The following is a 17953-nucleotide window of genomic DNA, read 5'->3' as shown; positions in this document are numbered from 1 at the left end:
CGTGCTCCAGGCGATGGAGCACGCGCTTCGGTGTCGAAAGTTTCTGGCGGAGAATTGAGCGGCAGCAGTGCTATGACTCGACCGCCGCGTTGTGCGCTTACGCCGTGGCTGACGCGCGCAGACGATTGACGAGCTGGTTGTCCTTGCCCTGAACGAGCGGAGTCAACTGGATGTTGAACTCGATTTCCCTGTACGCGTCGGCCTTCATGCCCAGCGCCGTACCGCCAGTCTTCTCGACCACGTGCGGAATCAGATCCTCGCGGGTGGCGTACGCGAAGTCATCCCAGATCAGCGGGTCGCCCTCGATGTTGATTTGCGTCGTCAGCTTGCGGTATTTGTCGGTCGTGACAAAGAAATGCACATGTGCGGGACGGTTGCCATGCCGTGCCAGCAAGTCCAACAGCTGTTGCGTCGCGCCATCCGGCGGGCAACCGTAGCCGACCGGCATCAGCGTGCGGAATTCATATTTGCCATCGGCATCGGTGTTCACCGCACCGCGCAGGTTGAATCCGCTCTGGGCGCCGGTCGGATCGAAGTGCGAGTAGAAGCCCTTTGAGTTGGCGTGCCAGCACTCGACCACTGCATTTGCGACGGGCTTGCCGTCCGGAGCGGTCACGGTGCCGCGGATCACCAGCGGACCTGCATCCTCGTCCGGATCGACGTCGATCTTCGAGACGCCATTGCGCACTGGCGCACCGGCAACATACAGCGGACCTTCGATGGTCCGCGGCGTGCCGCCGGTGATTTCTGCCGCCTTGTCCTCGGCGTCCATGCGGATGTCGAGGTACTTTTCCAAGCCGAGACCGGCTGCGAGGAGCGCAGCTTCGCCATCTTGGCCAAGCTTGTTGAAGTAGTGGACACCGGCCCAGATTTCGTCGGGCGTCATATCGAGGTCGTCGATCGCTTTGAACAGGTCGCCCAGCAGGCGATTGACGATCTGCTTTGCGCGCGCATTGCCATGCTGGCTTCCAAGGTTCGCAGCAGCCTTCAGCAGGTCCTGCACTTCCTTCGTATCGAACACTTTGGCACTCATGTCTGCTCCTGAAACTCTCTGTCTTCTGTGGGGTTAACCCTCGGTCCGCATCGACGCCTGTATGTCCAGAAGGTATAATCGAGTGCGGAAGAAGAGGTTGAATGCAGGATAATGGACGGCCGAAAGCCCCGTCCAACACTGTTTTAGTATCGGTCTATATCCACGAGGTATTGAAATGGAACTGCGGCATCTACGATATTTCGTCGCGGTGGCCGAAGAGCGCAATTTCACGCGCGCAGCGCAGCGACTGAACATCGCGCAACCACCTCTAAGCCGTCAGATTCAACAGCTCGAAGAGTCGCTGGGCGTGCAGTTGCTGGAGCGCAACTCGCGCCCGCTGAAGCTAACGGAGACAGGTAAGTTTTTTTATTCTCATGCTGCCCAGTTGCTGTCTCAGACCGCAGACCTGGAATCGATGACGCGGCGCGTGGGCAACATCGAGCGCAGTCTCTCGGTCGGCTTCGTGGGTTCGACGTTGTATGGGATGCTGCCGAAGATCATACGGCGCTTTCGCGACGAAAACACCACGGTCGAGCTGAGCCTGCACGAGATGTCGACGATGGACCAGATCAGAGCGCTGAAGGACGGTCGAATCGATGTGGGCTTTGGACGCATCCGACATGAAGACGCGAACATCCGTCGGGTGATCCTTCGCGAAGAGAAGATGATCGTGGCCTTTCCGGAAGGCCATCCGCTTTCAGTCGCCAAACCCGTCATCGCGCTGCGCGACCTGGTCAACGAAACGCTGATCATCTTCCCGAAGACGCCGCGCCCGAGTTACGCCGATCAGGTACTTGCGGCATTCCAGGACCGGGCGTTGAAGCCTCGCCGGATCTATGAGGTGCGAGAATTGCAGATCGCGCTGGGACTCGTCGCAGCGGGCGAAGGCATTTCCATTGTGCCCAGCAGCGTTTATGGCTTGAAGCGAGACGATGTGAGCTACCGGGAACTGGACGACCCGACTCTGGTGTCTCCGATCATCATGAGCACGCGCGCGCTCGACGAATCGCGAGACATTCGGGAAATGCTTGAACTCATTTACCGTCTCTATGAAGAGCAGAAGATAGCTTATGCACCCCCTGTAGAGCGGGCCCGCTAGCCTTGTCATACCCGGGTGGCTAACGCTGGCCCGCTCGCAATGTTTTTTCAGTCAGCAGGTACCGCACATGCTGGCGCTGACGTCATTGCATCGTGGGTCTGGTCGATTTCAATGGCGCTACATCCCTGCGCGTGCCGAACAGCGTGTCGCAGATCGGAAACGTCAGGTTGAAGTTTTGCGTCGCCATCAGCTCCGGATCGTGGTGCGTGACATGCAGGCGCCGCACCGTATTGACGAACGGAACGCGGTCGAGCAACGGGCTGTCCGTGACGTGCGACAGTGTGTGCAGACCCTCGTACATCAGGTAGTACGCCGCCATCGTGAACAGCGCGATATACCCCGCATTGCGCGAAAACACATAACCCATGAGGAGCGCGAACGGCACTGCGGCCAGCACAAACGCAACCGGCGCAAACGGCGGAAACAACAAGGCGCGCCAGTGCCGCTGACCCTTGTATTCGAGCGTGACGTGCGTGAAGAACCGGTGATGGACCGCGCAGTGCCGCTTGTAGATCATGCTGAAGTACTTCGTCGGGCGGTGCAGCACGTAGCGATGCGCAGCCCACTCCGCCCAGTTGCCAAACAGAAAGAGCGGAATCACCGCGAGCCATTCGGCAAGCGTGGGCGCATGAAGCCGCGTGAGACAATACGCGATCACTCCACCCGTGAAGAGCAGCGTAAAGGCAAGGTGCATTTCACCGCGATACCACCGTGGCGTGTCCGCGACATAGTCCTCGCGAAACTTGTATGAGCGCGCGCGGACGTCCTCGTCGTACTTCATTGATGTCTCCTATATCTGAAAGATGCTGGCGCGCTTTCGCGCCCGCTGAATGAAATGCATTAGGCCGGCTCACGGGTGGCGTCGTCGTCGAGCTTGCCGCGCGTCTCCGGCACGATGAACGCCCCCACCAGGAAAAGCACGCTGATCGCCGCGACGAAGATCGCGAGCGTCATCGGCAACTGGCTGGCGGTTTTGGACACCAGCGAGACGGCGGTCGGCATCATCCCGCCGATCGCGAAGCCAATGTTCCATGACAGTCCCGTGCCGGTCGCGCGAATCGCGGTCGGAAAGCGCTCGTTCAGGAAGATCAGAATCGGCGCGTAGCCGGCGCTGCCGAGCGCACTCAGAATCACCGCGTAGACGCCGACTACCGTGATGCTTTGCGCGGTGGGCAGCAGCAGAAACAGCGCAGGCAGCGCGACGAGGCGAATCAGGCCGATCCAGACGAACGCGCTCTTGCGTCCGATGAAGGTGCTCAGATGTCCCGCCGCGATGGACGCGATGACCACCGCGACGCTGCAGATCATCAGAATTGCCGCCGCGGCGCCGTTTGGTGCGTGGCTTACCACCTTGAGGAAGGTCGGCAGGTAGCCGGACGTGAGGTAATAACCGCTACCGCCGCCGATCGTCAGCAGCAGATTGACGAACAGGACCGAACGATAGTCGCGTGAAAACAGCGTGCGGATCGGCGAGCGGACGACCTCGACCGGCGCACCGGTGTTCTGCGCTGCGGCCTTGGCGGCTTTCTCGGCGGCGAGCTTCTTCCACAGCGGCGACTCTTCCAGGCGGCTGAAGACGAACAAGCCGAGAATCGAGCTGACAATGCCGGTGAAGAACATGCAGCGCCAGCCCCACACGTCGAACAGGTCGCCCGGGAAGATCGCCGACATCGCCAGATACGCGAGCGATGCCAGCAATGCGCCGAGTCCCGCCCCGCCACCACCAATCAGCCCCGACACGGCGCCGCGATATTTAGGCGCGACCGATTCGGTGCCGATGGTGTGCGTCGACGCGACCACCCCGCCGACGAACACGCCTTGTACCAAACGCAGGATCAGGAACAGAATCGGCGCGATCAGGCCGACTTGCGCGACCGTCGGCAGCAAGCCGAAGGCTGCCGTCGAGAGACCCACGCCGACCACGGCAGTGATCATCGCGCCCTTGCGTCCGTGCCGGTCCGCGTAGGAGCCGAACCATGCGGAGCCCAGCGGGCGCATCAGTAGTGTCACGGCAAACGATGCATAGACCGCGGCGAGCGACAGCATCGCGTGTTCAGATGGAAAAAACAGTCGTCCAACTACCGGTGCGACGAACAGCAAGACAAACAGGTCGAACAAATCGAGTGCCCAACCGAGGCACGAGGCCACTACTGCACCGATCACTTGCCGCTGGTCTACCGCGGGCAAGGCGGCGCGATTCTGCGCTGCTACCGACATTCGTCATCTCCTTGAATTTCAGCGGGCCGTCTTTTGATCGTCCCGTTTTAAGGCACGTTCTGGGTGGCGTGCTCTTGGTGGTGTAAAACTTTATCGACCGGATACCGGAAGCGACGTCGTGCTCGACGCGGACCTTGGGTAGCATCGCGCGAGCATCGCGTCGGCGATCTTTTCGGCCATCATGATGGTCGGGATATTCGTATTCGCGGACGGCAGCCGCGGCATCAGCGACGCATCGACGACCCGCAAGCCCTGCGCGCCATGCACGCGGCCCGCGTCGTCGGTCACGGCCATGGCGTCGTTCACGTCGCCCATCTTGCAGGTGCCGCTCGCGTGCCATACGCCGAACACATTGCCGCGAATGAATGTCTCCAGCGCGTGCTCATCGGCAAGCAGTGCGGACATTTTCTGGCCTCGCGTGAAAAAGCGTTCAATCAGCGCCCGCCGGATCGGCGCCGGTGTGTCCAGCAGCACGCCGAGCACGGAGGTCAGCGCGGCATTGAGGGTTCCGACGCGGCTAAGCGCCTTGACCCGTGGTGAAAATGCCGCGGGAAAAAAATCGCGTGGATCGTGACCGAGCCCCGAGGCCTCGACGATTGTCGTCAGCACGCGTACGCCGAAAGCGAGGCGCGCGACATCGCGTGGATCATCTAGCAGATTCAGATCGACGCGCGGCGGCACCGCGGCGTCGGGCGAAACAAGTTGCACACGGCCCCGTGAATACGGGCGGTTGCACCAGAGAAAGAACAGCCCCAGCCGGTTGCCGAGCGCATGCCATGCGGCACGCGTCGCGCTCGACAGATACAGATCGGACGCATCGCACCCTTGAACGCCCGAGGTGAAACGCGCGGCCGTCATGCTCGCGCGGCGCCGCGACAACGGCATGCGATAACGTCGCTCGAGAAAATGGCAGAAGGTCAGCGACGGATGATCCTGAAGATTACGCCCCACGCCCGGCAGATCGACCATGCAATCGATGCCGAGCGCGCGCAGTTCATCGCTCGCACCGACGCCGGCTCGCATCAGCAGCGCCGGCGATTGCAACGCGCCGGCACACAGCACGACTTCATTCGCCTCCAGGCGCACGCGGGCACCGTCATGCGCCACAGCCACCACACCGCGCGCGACCATCCCTTCCATCACGATGCGCTCGACGCGCAACTCCGGATAGATGTGCAGATTGCGGCGCCTGCGCGTGTGCGCATCGAGATAGGCGATGGCGGTCGAGATGCGCTTGTCGTCGAGATTCGAGAATGCGCTCGGAAAGTACCCGTCACCGAACTCGCCGTTCTGGTCCTGCAAGCTGGCGAAGCCATTTTTGCGCATCCCGTCGGCAAACGCATGGCAGAACGGCGGCCAGTCGTCCTCAAGGATACGGCGAATAGGCACCGGCCCATCGCTGCCGTGCAATTCCCCTTCCGGGAAATCCACATCGCGTTCAAGCTTGCGGAAATAGGGCAGCACGTCCTGCCACGCCCAGCCGGTCGCGCCATTCGCGGCCCAGTCGTCGTAGTCGCGCGGCAGGCCGCGATTGGCCGATTGCACGTTGATACTCGATCCGCCACCCATCACGCGGCCTTGCTCATACACGCGCGGCGCGGCCGCTCGGGTCGCGCTCGCTTTGAGCTCCGGCCAGATGTACGTGTCGCCACAAAAAACGGGCATGGGATAGCTGTCGAGAATCGCCGCAGGCACCGCACCCGGCGGCGTATCCTTGCCCGCCTCGATCAACGCGACGCGCAACGACGGTACCGCCGACAACCGGTGCGCAAGCACGCATCCGGCCGATCCACCGCCCACGATCACGTAATCGAAACGCTCCATATGCTTTGTCTCCTTCGGTCTTCTATTCGCTACTGTCTGTTGCGGCTACGTTCTGCCTGGTGCCGTTCAACTGCCGCGAAAAACCGGCTTGCGTTTGGCATGAAACGCTTCGACGCCCTCGCGGAAATCGTCGGACGTGCGCAGACGGCTATAGCAATGCCCTTCGAGTTCGATCGCGATCGAGAGCGGCGCATCTTCGGTATCGTTCAGCAGCTTCTTGGCGGTGCGTTGCGCGAGCGGCGAGAAGGTCCGCAGTTCGTCCACCAACGCGTCGGTCGCGGCTTCGAGTTGTTCATCGGCCACGCACTCCACCGCGATACCCCAGTCGTAGGCCTGCTTGCCCGGAATGCGGCGCGAGCGCATGACGATGTCCTTGGTTCGGCCGATGCCGACCATCTGCTGCAAGCGCGCCGAGCCGCCCGACCCCGGGATCTGGCCGAGCTTCTGTTCCGGCAGCGCGTAGAAGGTGGTGTCGGTGGCAATGCGGAAATCGCACGCGAGCGACAGTTCGAAACCCACGCCGAAGCAGAAACCGCGATTGGCGGCGATCACCGGCTTCGAGCAGCGCGCGGGCGCCGCGATATTCCACGCGAGTTTGGACACGTGTTCCGGCGATGCCTCGAGGAAACCCTTGATGTCGCCGCCGCTCGAGAAGTGTTCACCCTGGGCGCGCACGACGATCACGCGCACGCGCTCGTCTTCGTCGAGCGCTTCGAAGGCCGCGCGCAACTGGTCGCGTGCGTGCATCGAAATCACGTTAAATGGCGGCCGATGCAGAATGATGTCGGCGCGCTCGCGTTCGCCGTCGATCTCGATCGAAAAGCCGTCGAGTTCTTCTAGCAGGGTCTGGCCGCGGTGGATCAAGTCGGTCATGGAGTTACTCCTTGGTAGTTTCCGTGTGTGTGGCAATGAATTCGCCGCTGGTGCGGCTTTGGTCGCAGTCCTTACCATCGTTAGGATGACCACGTTCGTCGCGTTCGTACTCGCCCGCGGACAGCTTGCGGCGCAAGACCTTGCCGACCGGCGATTTCGGAATGTCGTCGACGAAGACGTATTCGCGCGGCCGCTTGAAGTTGACGAGATTGGAGGTGCGGCAATAAGCATCGAGCGTTTCGGCATCGACGAACTGGCGGCGTTTGACGAAGGCGACGACCCGTTGGCCCCACCGCTCGTCTTTCACGCCTGCCACCGCCACATCGTCGACGGCGGGATGCAGAGACAGCACCGATTCGATGTCGACCGGCGAAATGTTCTCGCCGCCGCTAATGATCATGTCGTCGACGCGTCCGGACACATACAGGTCGCCTTCGACATCGAAGAAGCCGGTGTCGCCGGTAAAATACCAGCCGTCGCGCAATGACCTGGCGTTGGCGTCGGGGCGATTCCAGTAGCCTTCGAAAGCCTCGTCGCCGAGCAGGTCCGCGATGATCTGCCCTTCTTCGCCAGGCTGCGCGAGATCCTCTGGCGATTGCGCATCGAGCTTCACGACACGCAGGCGCGTATTGATGCCGGCACGGCCTGCACTGCCCGGCTTCTGAGTTGCGTCCTGATCGATGCTGAAGGTATAGACCTCTGAGGAGCCGTAGTGATTGACGAACAGTTCGGGCTTGAACGCAGCAGAGAGCCGCTTGAGCAATCCGTCGTTCATCGGTGCGCCGGCAAAGCCGAGCTTTTTGACCGACGTCGTGTCGATCTCCGCGAAAGCCGGATCGGCCAGCAGATCGTGATAAAGCGTCGGCACCAGATAAAGGCAGCTGATCTGATACTGAGCGATTGAATCGAGCGCGAGTCGCGCGTTCCAGCGGCGTGTGCAAACGAACACGCCGTCAACCATCGCCATCGAGAGAAGCGAACGCACGCCCATCGTGTGATACAGCGGCATCACGCCGAGCGTGCGTTCGCCATGCCGATACATGTTCTGCGCGACATGGGCGAGCGCGGCAGCCCGCTCATGGCGGTGCCGGCGCGGCACGCCTTTGGCCTTACCTGTCGTGCCCGACGTGTAGAGAATCAGCGAGTAGTCGTCCGCATTCGCGCGAGGGGTCTCGATGCTGACATCATGCGAGCGCTCGACAAGCAGTGTTGCGAATGGGGCGGTGCTGCCTTGCGCGTCGTCGAGCCCGATGCGCGGCACATTTTGCGCAGCCGTGCTGTGCGTGACAGCGTCGGCACTGACCGGTTCATAGACGATCGCCTTCACGCCGGCATCGGTCACGCAGTAATCGAGTTCGTCAGGCTTCGCGCGCCAGTTCAACGGCACGATCACAATGCCGGCGAACTGGCAGGCCCAATGCAAAGTTGCCATTTCCCAGCGGTTTTGCAGTACGACGAGGAGCCGGTCCCCGTGCGCGAGGCCCAGTTCGCGCAGGCCTTCGGCGACGTTCACAATGATGCGATGCCATTGCGCATAGGTCAGCGTCAGCTCGCCATCGACGATAGCGAGCGTGTTCGGACTGCGCTCTACGCTTTGCAGATAGGTTCGGCCGAGATCAAGCATGAGCGGCCTCCACGGTCTCACCGGCCGGCTTGCCCGCCTTACGTCTCGCCGCCACGTCCAACACTGCGGCGACGATTGGCGTGTAGCCGGTACAGCGGCACAGATGGCCCGAGAGCATGTCGCGCACCTGCGCTTCGGTGGGATCGGGCACGCGCTTCAGATAGTCCGCGCACGACATCAGAATGCCGGCCGTACAGAAGCCGCATTGCAACGCGTGATGGCGTTGAAACGCCTGCTGCAGATCTCCGAGCACCATATCGGGCGCGAGGCCCTCGACCGTATCGATGCGACGCCCTTGCGCCTGCGCCGCCAGCATCAGGCAAGAACGCCCTGCGACGCCGTCGATGTGTACCGTGCACGCGCCGCAGACGCCATGTTCGCAACCGACATGCGTGCCGGTCGCGCCCAGTTCGTGACGGATGAAATCCGACAGCAGTTCGCGTGGCTCGCAGTAGCCGCTGCGTTCGCGGCCATTGAGCGTCAGCGTGATGCACTGCCGCTCGCCCTGCCGCATGAGGTTGTCTCCAGACGTGTTGCTCACTTTACTTTGCCTCCTCGATCACGCGCCATCCGAGTTGCCGGACCAGATGCCGGCGATATGTCGCGCTAATATGCGCGTCGTCCTGCGCGCCCAGCTTCCAGCTGAAATCGTTCAATGCACTGCGTAGCGCTTCGCCGCGCAAACGCGGCCATTGTTCGACCACCGGCCGATCCGCGACGCCGCCCACCGCCAGGCGGATCGAGTCGCTCCTCACCACCGCCGCGCAGGCGACCATCGCGAAATCGCCATGACGTGCGGAGAATTCGGTGAAGCCGTAGCGTTCGCCGGGCTTCTTCAGCGGGAAGCTCACCGCTTCGACCAGTTCGTCCGGCGCGCGCGCGGTCATCAACATCCCCTGGAAGAATTCCTCGGCCTTCAGGACACGCTTCTTCCTTTTCGAGCGCAATGTCACGTCGCCACCGAGCGCCGCCAGCACAAGGGGCAGTTCCGCGCTCGGGTCGGCGTGTGCAATCGAGCCGCAGACGGTGCCGCGATTGCGAATCTGAAAGTGCGAAATGTGCGGGAATGCCATCGCCAGCAGCGGCACTTCGTCGCGCAGCGACGCGCGCCATTCGACGCTGCCCTGCGTGGCGGCCGCGCCCACGATCAGCCGGCCTGCTTCGTTCTCGATGCGCACGGCGTTCAGTTCGTCCGTGCGCGAGATATCGACCAGCATGCGCGGCTGCGCGAGCCGCATGTTGAGCACCGCCATCAGCGACTGCCCGCCGGCCAGCACGCGGGCGTCTTCGCCGTTTTGCGCGAGCGCGTCGAGCGCGTCCTGCGTGGTCATCGCGCGCAGATAATCGAACGGTGCGGGTTTCATGCCTGTCTCCTCAAACGTGCGAGCAACCGCGATAACCACCCGCCTCCGCTTTGCACCGGTTTGCCCGCGGCCTGGCGCCCAAGCGACTCGAACAGTTGCCGCAACACGACCTTGGCCGCCCCTTCGAGCATGCGTGCGCCGACGGCCGCGACCTTGCCCGACACCTGGGCTTCGTAGTCGTAGGAAAGACGCGTGCCGCCTTGGGTCGGCGTCAACTCGACGAGGCCGCTGCCGCGCGCGCTGCCGAGCGAGGACATGCCCGCGCCCGCCAAACGCAGCCGACGCGGCGCGTCGATTTCCGAGAGCCCGATCTTCGCTTCGAAGCGCGCCTTGATCATGCCCACGCCGACCGTAACGTCGGCGCGATACTGGTTCGAGCCTTCGGCTTCGAGCGCGTGGCAACCCGGTATCACTTTGGCGAGTGCCTGCGGATCGAGCAGCACGGCGAAAATCGCTTCGGGCGATGCCGGCAAATCGACGCTGCCTTGCGCGGTCAGCGCCTTGCCGCCGCCGGGCATCGCCGGTTTCGCCGATGGCGTGTCACGCAACTCGGGACGCGATGGCGCGGGGTCGTCGATGCCGATGAGCGCCATGACTTTCGAAGGCGTCAGAGGCAAACGGATATCCTCGACGCCGAGCGCGTCCGCAACCGCATTCGCGATGCACGGCGGCGTGCTCATGTTGTTGCCCTCGCCGAGTCCTTTCGCGCCCAACGGCGTGAACGGCGACGGCGTTTCCAGGTGAACGATCACCGGATCGGGCACTTCGCAGGTGGTCGGCATCAGATAGTCGGCGAGCGTGCCCGACTGGAAGCTGCCATCCACGCCATAGCGGAATTCCTCCATCAACGCCGCGCCGAGACCTTGCGCGAACGCGCCGCGAATCTGGCCGTCGGCGAGCGCGGGGTTCAGCAGCGTGCCGGCGTCGTGCGCGGTGACGTATCGGTCGATCCGCACGCGGCCCGTGGCGCGGTCCACTTCCACCGCGCATAGGTCGAAGGCAAAACCGTAAGCCGCCGACGTGTTGATCCGATCGTTCTCGTCCGGCGCCGCCATGTTCGGCGGATTCCAGAACACGGTCTCGCGCAGGCCCGGCTCCTCGCCTTTCGGCAACAGCGCGGGCGCCCAGTGCGGCGCATTGGCGGCAACGCGGCCGAACGGCTGCGCGCGGTCCTCCGCACCCTTCGCGTAAATGCGGCCGCCTTCGAAGCGGACATCTTCCGGCGGGCAACCCAACTGCTTCGATACGATGCGCGCGACCTTGTCGCGTACGCGCACGGCCGCCAGATGCACGGTGCCCGCGACCGCGCCGGCAAAGCGGCTCGAATAATTGCCCGCCGCCACCGACCACGCGTCCTTATGCGTATCGAACTCGACATTGACGACCACGTCTTGCGGCGAGACGCCGAGCACATCGGCGACCACCTGCGCGCACACGGTCATATGCCCCTGGCCTGCGGGCGTCGACGCGATCGTCACCACCACGCCGCCTAGCAGATCGACGCTGACCGTCGCGCTCGCGATGGCGCCGCTCTTCGGGCCGGCCTTCCTGCGCGCGTCGGCCGGCATCACCGTCGTGATATAGCCCATGTTCGACACGGAGGGCTCCACGATCGCCGCGAAGCCGATGCCGTACAGCCGCCCTTCCTTGCGCGCCGCCTCGCGGCGGGCGCGCAGTTGGTCGTAGCCGCCTTCGGCCAGCGCACGGCGCAGCGCCTCCTGATAGTTGCCCGAGTCGAGCAGGGCGCCCGCTGCGGCGCGATATGGGAACGCATCGGCGGCGACGAAATTGCGACGATAGACGTCGAGCACATCTAGCTTCAACTCGAGCGCGATGCGTTGCATCAGTCGTTCGAGCGCGAAGTAAACCTGCGGGCCGCCGAAGCCCCGCACGAGACCCGTGGGCGTCTTATTGGTCAGCACGATCCGGTTGCGCACCAGCAGGTTGTCGATGGCATACGCGCCTGTCAGGCAGCCATGCATCCGGTAGAACGTCGCCGGTTCCGGCGCGCGCAGATAGCCGCCGCAATCTTCGAGTTGATCGTAGGAGAGCGCGGTAATACGGCCGTCGCTTTCGACAGCCGCCTCGAGCGTCGACAGGCGGGCCGTCGCCGACGTCGCCGCGCTCAGATGTTCGAGCCGGTCCTCGACCCACTTCACCGGCGCGCCAGCCTTGCGCGAGGCAAGGCACATCAGCACGACATACGGAAACACCGCCTGCTTCACGCCGAAGCTGCCGCCCGAATCGCGCGGCGCCTTGTGACGCAGACGATTGGCCGGCACGTTTAGCGCCATCGCCATCACCGCGTGCAGCGAGAACGGCCCCATGAAATTCGACGTAACGTCGTAGCCTTCGTCGCCCGCGAGATATTCGGCGATGACCACGCCGCATTCGATCGGCGCGCAGGTATTGCGCGGATAATGCGCGAGCAGTTTCACGCGATGCGGCGCTTTTTCGAACGCGGCTTCGGGATCGCCATAGCGGAAGCTGCGGTCGCTGATTACATTGGTGCCGAGCTTTTCATGCAGCACCGTTGACTCTTCGCTCGCCGCCTGTTCGATGGACGTGACCGGATCGAGCGTGGCGTATTCGACCTTGAGAAGATCGAGTCCGTCCTCGGCGATGGCACGCGACTCCGCCAGTACCACCGCGACAGGTTCGCCGACATATCGCACGCGGTCCATCGCGAGCGCCCACTGCTCCATCTGCGATTTCACACCCACTACGAAGGGCCGCGACCATGCGCGCACATCCTCACGCGTGAGGATCGCGCGCACACCGGGCAGTTTCGACGCGGCTTCAGTATGGATCGCAACGATTTCCGCATGCGCATGCGGCGAGCGCAGAATCGCCGCATGCAGCGTGCCGGGTTTGATGCCGAGATCGTCGCCGTAACGGCCACGGCCGGTGAGGATGGCGGGGTCTTCGAGACGCTCCATCGGGCGGCCAACGTAGCCCTCTGCACGCTTTACGCCTTCGTCGCGCAGGGGTTCGACCTCCGCGGTCGCAGCATTGCCTGAGTTGGTCATGTCTCGCTGGTTCATTCGTCAGCTCCCTCGCGGCGGCCGGCGAATTCATCGGCGAGTCCGTTCCACCGCCGGGCGATCTCGCGGTGCTCGATGCCGAACAGATCCAGAATCCGGCCGACCGTGTGATCGACCACGTCCTCGATCGTCTTCGGATGCGCGTAGAACGCGGGCACCGGCGGCATCACGATTGCGCCCATCTCGGTGGCGAGCGTCATGTTGCGCAAGTGCGCGAGATTGAGCGGCGTTTCGCGCGCGACGAGAACCAGTCGGCGGCGCTCCTTCAGCATCACGTCAGCAGCGCGCGTGAGCAGGTTGTCGGCGAAACCGTTGGCCACGCCTGCGAGCGTCTTCATCGAGCACGGCGCAATCACCATGCCCGCCGTGATGAACGAACCGCTCGCCACGGCCGCGCCGATATCGCGCACGTTGTAGACCACATCGGCGAGGCCTTCAAGATCGACACGCGTCACGCCCAGTTCCTGAGCCGCCGTCACCGCGCCGGACGCCGAGACGATCAGGTGCGTCTCATGCGTGCCGAGGCGGCGCAGCGCGGCGAGCAGGCGCACGCCAATCAGCGCGCCGCTCGCGCCTGAGATGCCGACGACGATCCGCTCACGCTTTTCAGGCATGACCGTCATCCAGATAGGTATCGAACGCCGCGTTATCGCCTGCCACGAGCGCGTCCAGATCCACTTCGTCCTGTCCCGGAATACGCACGCGCGTAAATACGTGGGACGGATAGACGACCGGCCTCGTCGCGTCCAACCCCATCTTCGCGCTGATGCCTTGCAGATGCGGGGGGGCGTCGTCCGCCTGGCCCACCGTGGTCGACGGATCGAGTGGCGAGCCCTGCGCGCCTTCGATCACGACGAGATCGCGATCGGCCTGAAAGCGCGTGGCGATGGCCCATTCGATTTCAGCGGGGTCGTGAACATCCACATCGGTATCGACCACCACCACCTGCTTGATGTCGTAATGCGCGCCGAACGCACACAGGATCACGTTCTTCGCTTCCCCTTCGCGCTTCTTGTCGAACTGGACCCACAGGTGATAACGGCACACACCGCCCACCGAAAGATGCACGTCCTTTACACCCGGATGGCTGCGTTGCAGATGCGAGAGCAACGTTGCCTCGCGCGGAATCGCGCCGAGCAGCAGATGCTCCATTTCGGCGGGCACAATGGTGTGATAAATCGGCTGGGTCCGATGCGTGAGCGCCGTCACCTGGATCACCTCGCGCGCCTCTTGCGCGCTGTAATACTTGGGAAACTCGCCGAACGGGCCTTCCGGCTCGCGCACGTTCGGCAGGATGCGCCCTTCGATCACGATCTCCGCGAAGGCCGGCACGTGAACGCCGTTGCTCACGCATTTCACGACCGGCAGCGGCTCGCCATGCAGCGCGCCTGCGATCTCCAACTCATCATGATCGATCGGCGTAATCGCCTGCGAGGCAAGCATCGTCAGCGGATCGACGCCAATCACCACGGCGACGTCGAGCGGCTCTCCCGCGGCTTCCGCGGCTCGGTGAAACGCGTACAGATGGCGCGGCAGCAAAAGAATCGCCATGCGGTCCGATCCATGCACCTGGATCCGGTTGATCGACACGTTCTGAATGCCGGTACGCGGATTGCGCGCAATCACGAGACCGGCGGTAATGTACGGGCCGTTATCGTGTTCGCTATGGGTCGGAATGGGCAGCAGCTTGTGCAGATCGATCCCCTGGGTATGGACGACCTGCTGGCACAGCGCGGTATGCGCCGGCACGTCCCGCCACGCGAGCGGATGCTCGGCGGCTTCGCGAAAGCGTGGCAGCAGCTGGTCCTCGCTTGCGCCCATCGCTTCGGCAATCCACGCGCGCCTCGACATGAAACCGCTGACCACCGGAATCGCATGGCCGCCCGGCTGCAGGAACACGGCGGCGCGCGAGCCGTCCAGCTTCTTCGCGATGGCCGCGAGTTCGTGTTCGAGCGCGACGGGCTTGTCGATGGTCGCGACCCGTCCGCTCGCCGACAGGTGCTCGAGCCAGCTTCGCAGCGAGCGGGCGGGACGCGCTGCGGCGCGCGCCGCAACCGTCGGATCGAGGGAATCGGTACCGCCAGTGGTCATCTACGTCTCCATGTCTCGTGTCGATGTCCGCCCGCTTTGTGGTCTGCGAGCGCACAGTGGATTTGACGTAGCGTAGGGAAAACGGCGTATAACTTCTAATACTGTTTTTTGATCCGCGGCATCATTTGTTCTGATGCCCGTGTTATCCCTGATGACTGAGTACAGCGTCCCGAGTACTAATAGCAGCGACCGTGTCTAGCGGCACCGCAACGGGGCTTCCGGCGGCTGATCGGCGAGACTGGCGCATGCGAACAGGGGCCACACCAGCACCTGGAATTGATAAGCGCGCCAGCCGGTATCAAAATCGATGACAGCGCGAACCCTGATCGAGCACACCCATGGACCTGAGGCAGATTCAATATTTCATCGCGCTATTCGAAGACGGCTCGGTCACCCGCGCGGCCAAGCGTATGAATATCGTGCAACCGGCGCTCAGCATGCAGATCGCGAAACTCGAGGAAGAGTTGCATCAGCAATTGTTCGAGCGCGGCGCGCACGGAATGACGCCGACCGCAGCCGGGCGGCTCATGTACCGGCTCTTCCTGCCGATCATGCGCGACCTCGCGCACGCGCGGCAGCAGCTGATCCAGCGCGACGAGGTCGTCACCGGGCGCGTGTCGATCGGGCTGATCGCGTCGATCAACGAAAGCGTGCTGGCCGATTCACTGTCGCGCTATCACGAGAAATATCCGTACGTGGAAGTCACCGTCTCGGACGGCTACAGCGCGACTTTCATCGACTGGGTGACCGGCGGCCAGCTCGATGTGGCGCTGATCAACAAGCCACGCGGCAAGCTCTCGCTCGACGCGCAACCGATCCTCGACGAAGAAATGGTGCTCGCCACCAGTGCGACGCACGGTCCGGACCTGCCGCATGCGATCGATCTGGCCAAGCTCCCCGAACTCGAACTGGTGCTGCCGACCAAGCGGCACGGCCTGCGCGGCGTGCTCGATACCGCCGCGCAACACGAGGACGTGTTGCTGACGCCGCGCTTCGAGATCGATGTGCTCAGCACCATCGTGCAACTGGTGGGCAAGACGCGCTTCGCGACCATCCTGCCGCGCATCGTGGTCGAGCGCGCGGTGCGCGCCGGCACGCTGCGCGCGTATCCGATTCTCGCGCCGCGCATCGTGCGGCACATCGTCTGCATCTCGCATCCGCGCCGGCCGCTGAGCGCCGCCGCCCACGCACTGATCTCGATCATCGCCGACGAATTGCGCGAGGTGCTGAGCACTGCGCCGTTGGATGCGACGAACGACACCCCTACTCCAATCAAGGAAGCTCGATGAACGCACATCACTGGATCGCCGGCACCTGGACCGGCACGCCGACGCAGCCCTCGATCGATCCCGCCACCGGCGAACCGATCGGAATGTATGCCGACGGCGGCGCGGCAGAGGCAGACGCAGCGATTGCCGCTGCGCGCGCTGTATTCGATCGCACCACGTGGGCACAGGACGCGCGGCTGCGGCAGAAGGTGCTGCTCGACTGGGCCACGGCACTGGATGCAAAGCGGGACGAACTGGCGACGCTGATGACGCGCGAGAACGGCAAAGCGATCGCGCAGGCGCGCGGCGAAATCGGCGCGGCGATCTCGGAGGTCCGCTATTACGCGGGGCTTGCCCGCCATTTGCCCGGTCATGTGCTCGAGCCGGAACCGGGCACCATCTCCACGATGCTGCGCGAAGCTGCCGGGGTCGCCGCCATCATCGTGCCGTGGAACGCGCCTGCGGTGCTGCTGGTGCGCTCGCTTGCGCCAGCCCTCGCGGCCGGCTGCACGAGCATCGTCAAACCAGCGGCACAGACCAGTCTGCTCAACGCCGCGATGATGCACTGCTTCGACGGCACCGCGCTGCCCAAGGGCGCGGTCAATGTGGTGAACGAAGCCGGGCATGCGGCTGGCGAACGGCTCGTCGAATCGCACGATGTCGACGTAGTGAGCTTCACGGGGTCGACGGCAACCGGCAAGCGGATCATGGCCGCGGCCGCCGACAGCATGAAAAAGCTTTCGCTCGAACTGGGCGGCAAATCATGCTGCCTGGTGTTCGACGATGCCGATGTCGCCGCGATTGCACCGCGTCTCGCGCGTGCCGCGACGATCATCTCCGGCCAGCAATGCACGGCCGCGCGCCGCGTGCTCGTGCATGCATCGAAAGCGCAGCAGATGCGCGAGCAATTGACCGCCGCGCTCGCCGCGCTGAAGGTCGGTCCGGGAAGCGACGCGGCGACGGATATCGGCGCGCTGATCGACCACCGCACGCGCGATGCGGTCAATGCGACGATCGAGCGGGCGTGCCAAAGCGCGGACCGTGTGCTGCTGCGCGGCGCGAGCTGCGGTAACGCGTTCCTGTCGCCGACGCTGGTCGAGCATCGCGATCCGAAAGCGTTTTTCTGTCAGGAGGAAATCTTCGGCCCGTTCGTCACGCTGGAGACCTTCGAGAACGAGGCCGAGGCGCTCAGCAAGGCCAACGATACGGTGTTCGGTCTCTCCGCGAGCGTATGGACCCACGACGTCGCGCGTGCGTACCGGATCGCGCGGGCACTGCGCAACGGCACCGTGTGGATCAACGACCACAACCGCTTGTTCGCCGAAGCGGAAACCGGTGGATATCGGCAAAGCGGCCTTGGCCGTCTGCACGGGTACGACGCACTCGCGGACTTCACCGAACTGAAGCACATCTGCTTGAATGCGGGCGTTCCGGAGCAGCTACAAACCCTGGGGCGATAGACGATCGACGCCCGGTAGTTCGGCCTTCACGGTGTAAGCGCTATCACGTCGAATTT

Annotated in this window: 14 protein-coding genes; 3 read left to right on the top strand and 11 right to left on the bottom strand. The window is 63.6% G+C overall.

The annotated features are described in order from the left end of the window. Positions 1–97: 97 nt before the first annotated feature. Positions 98–1033: a catechol 1,2-dioxygenase gene (gene catA / locus ABQJ48_RS17780; protein ID WP_367839318.1), complete on the bottom strand. Its 936-nt coding sequence runs from the start codon at positions 1031–1033 to the stop codon at positions 98–100. Positions 1034–1208: 175 nt separating this feature from the next. On the opposite strand from catA, the gene ABQJ48_RS17775 reads away from it, so the two are divergent. Continuing rightward, complete coding sequence (locus ABQJ48_RS17775) at positions 1209–2132, top strand: LysR family transcriptional regulator (protein ID WP_367839317.1); 924 nt, start codon at positions 1209–1211, stop codon at positions 2130–2132. Between the two features lie 82 nt (positions 2133–2214). On the opposite strand, the gene ABQJ48_RS17770 is transcribed toward ABQJ48_RS17775, so the two are convergent. The 10 genes from ABQJ48_RS17770 to ABQJ48_RS17725 all read right to left on the bottom strand — a co-directional run bounded on the left by ABQJ48_RS17770 (position 2215) and on the right by ABQJ48_RS17725 (position 15169). Next, positions 2215–2913 carry a sterol desaturase family protein gene (locus ABQJ48_RS17770; protein WP_367839316.1) on the bottom strand — a complete coding sequence of 233 codons (699 nt, stop codon included), beginning with the start codon at positions 2911–2913 and terminating at the stop codon, positions 2215–2217. A 59-nt stretch (positions 2914–2972) separates the two neighbouring features. After that, positions 2973–4349 (bottom strand): MFS transporter, encoded by a 1377-nt coding sequence (locus ABQJ48_RS17765; protein ID WP_367839315.1) that lies wholly within the window; start codon positions 4347–4349, stop codon positions 2973–2975. Positions 4350–4439: 90 nt separating this feature from the next. Next, complete coding sequence (locus tag ABQJ48_RS17760; protein ID WP_367839314.1) at positions 4440–6173, bottom strand: GMC family oxidoreductase; 1734 nt, start codon at positions 6171–6173, stop codon at positions 4440–4442. A 66-nt stretch (positions 6174–6239) separates the two neighbouring features. Next, positions 6240–7046 carry an enoyl-CoA hydratase/isomerase family protein gene (locus ABQJ48_RS17755; protein WP_367839313.1) on the bottom strand — a complete coding sequence of 269 codons (807 nt, stop codon included), beginning with the start codon at positions 7044–7046 and terminating at the stop codon, positions 6240–6242. Positions 7047–7050: 4 nt separating this feature from the next. Beyond that, on the bottom strand, positions 7051–8670 hold the full coding sequence (locus ABQJ48_RS17750) for an AMP-binding protein (protein ID WP_367839312.1): 1620 nt from the start codon (positions 8668–8670) through the stop codon (positions 7051–7053). After that, entirely contained in the window at positions 8663–9184 is a 522-nt protein-coding gene (locus ABQJ48_RS17745) for a (2Fe-2S)-binding protein (protein ID WP_473094153.1), read from the bottom strand. The genes ABQJ48_RS17750 and ABQJ48_RS17745 overlap by 8 nt, the downstream gene beginning before the upstream one ends. A 28-nt stretch (positions 9185–9212) precedes the next feature. After that, on the bottom strand, positions 9213–10034 hold the full coding sequence (locus ABQJ48_RS17740; RefSeq protein ID WP_367839310.1) for an FAD binding domain-containing protein: 822 nt from the start codon (positions 10032–10034) through the stop codon (positions 9213–9215). Beyond that, positions 10031–13078, bottom strand: a complete 3048-nt coding sequence (locus tag ABQJ48_RS17735; protein ID WP_367839309.1) for a xanthine dehydrogenase family protein molybdopterin-binding subunit — start codon at positions 13076–13078, stop codon at positions 10031–10033. Before ABQJ48_RS17735 ends, ABQJ48_RS17740 begins: the two co-directional genes overlap by 4 nt. Continuing rightward, positions 13075–13692 (bottom strand): UbiX family flavin prenyltransferase, encoded by a 618-nt coding sequence (locus tag ABQJ48_RS17730; RefSeq protein ID WP_367839308.1) that lies wholly within the window; start codon positions 13690–13692, stop codon positions 13075–13077. Before ABQJ48_RS17730 ends, ABQJ48_RS17735 begins: the two co-directional genes overlap by 4 nt. Further along, positions 13685–15169: a UbiD family decarboxylase gene (locus ABQJ48_RS17725; RefSeq protein ID WP_367839307.1), complete on the bottom strand. Its 1485-nt coding sequence runs from the start codon at positions 15167–15169 to the stop codon at positions 13685–13687. Before ABQJ48_RS17725 ends, ABQJ48_RS17730 begins: the two co-directional genes overlap by 8 nt. Positions 15170–15507: 338 nt before the next feature. Here ABQJ48_RS17725 and ABQJ48_RS17720 point away from each other — a divergent pair, with 338 nt between their 5' ends. Next, entirely contained in the window at positions 15508–16458 is a 951-nt protein-coding gene (locus ABQJ48_RS17720; RefSeq protein ID WP_367839306.1) for a LysR family transcriptional regulator, read from the top strand. Further along, on the top strand, positions 16455–17897 hold the full coding sequence (locus ABQJ48_RS17715; protein WP_367839305.1) for an aldehyde dehydrogenase family protein: 1443 nt from the start codon (positions 16455–16457) through the stop codon (positions 17895–17897). Before ABQJ48_RS17720 ends, ABQJ48_RS17715 begins: the two co-directional genes overlap by 4 nt. Positions 17898–17953 lie beyond the last annotated feature (56 nt).

It is taken from the genome of Paraburkholderia suaedae (assembly GCF_040812055.1).
In the GTDB taxonomy this organism is placed as follows: Bacteria; Pseudomonadota; Gammaproteobacteria; order Burkholderiales; family Burkholderiaceae; genus Paraburkholderia.
The sequence above is the reverse complement of the archived record's forward strand: the minus strand, read 5'-3'. Positions and strand labels throughout refer to the sequence as shown.

What these genes read in the sequence shown, in the direction of transcription:
- catA (WP_367839318.1), bottom strand. Translation starts at nt 1,033, where the DNA reads ATGAGTGCCAAAGTGTTCGATACGAAGGAAGTGCAGGACCTGCTGAAG.
- ABQJ48_RS17775 (WP_367839317.1), top strand. Translation starts at nt 1,209, where the DNA reads ATGGAACTGCGGCATCTACGATATTTCGTCGCGGTGGCCGAAGAGCGC.
- ABQJ48_RS17770 (WP_367839316.1), bottom strand. Translation starts at nt 2,913, where the DNA reads ATGAAGTACGACGAGGACGTCCGCGCGCGCTCATACAAGTTTCGCGAG.
- ABQJ48_RS17765 (WP_367839315.1), bottom strand. Translation starts at nt 4,349, where the DNA reads ATGTCGGTAGCAGCGCAGAATCGCGCCGCCTTGCCCGCGGTAGACCAG.
- ABQJ48_RS17760 (WP_367839314.1), bottom strand. Translation starts at nt 6,173, where the DNA reads ATGGAGCGTTTCGATTACGTGATCGTGGGCGGTGGATCGGCCGGATGC.
- ABQJ48_RS17755 (WP_367839313.1), bottom strand. Translation starts at nt 7,046, where the DNA reads ATGACCGACTTGATCCACCGCGGCCAGACCCTGCTAGAAGAACTCGAC.
- ABQJ48_RS17750 (WP_367839312.1), bottom strand. Translation starts at nt 8,670, where the DNA reads ATGCTTGATCTCGGCCGAACCTATCTGCAAAGCGTAGAGCGCAGTCCG.
- ABQJ48_RS17745 (WP_473094153.1), bottom strand. Translation starts at nt 9,184, where the DNA reads ATGCGGCAGGGCGAGCGGCAGTGCATCACGCTGACGCTCAATGGCCGC.
- ABQJ48_RS17740 (WP_367839310.1), bottom strand. Translation starts at nt 10,034, where the DNA reads ATGAAACCCGCACCGTTCGATTATCTGCGCGCGATGACCACGCAGGAC.
- ABQJ48_RS17735 (WP_367839309.1), bottom strand. Translation starts at nt 13,078, where the DNA reads ATGAACCAGCGAGACATGACCAACTCAGGCAATGCTGCGACCGCGGAG.
- ABQJ48_RS17730 (WP_367839308.1), bottom strand. Translation starts at nt 13,692, where the DNA reads ATGCCTGAAAAGCGTGAGCGGATCGTCGTCGGCATCTCAGGCGCGAGC.
- ABQJ48_RS17725 (WP_367839307.1), bottom strand. Translation starts at nt 15,169, where the DNA reads ATGACCACTGGCGGTACCGATTCCCTCGATCCGACGGTTGCGGCGCGC.
- ABQJ48_RS17720 (WP_367839306.1), top strand. Translation starts at nt 15,508, where the DNA reads ATGGACCTGAGGCAGATTCAATATTTCATCGCGCTATTCGAAGACGGC.
- ABQJ48_RS17715 (WP_367839305.1), top strand. Translation starts at nt 16,455, where the DNA reads ATGAACGCACATCACTGGATCGCCGGCACCTGGACCGGCACGCCGACG.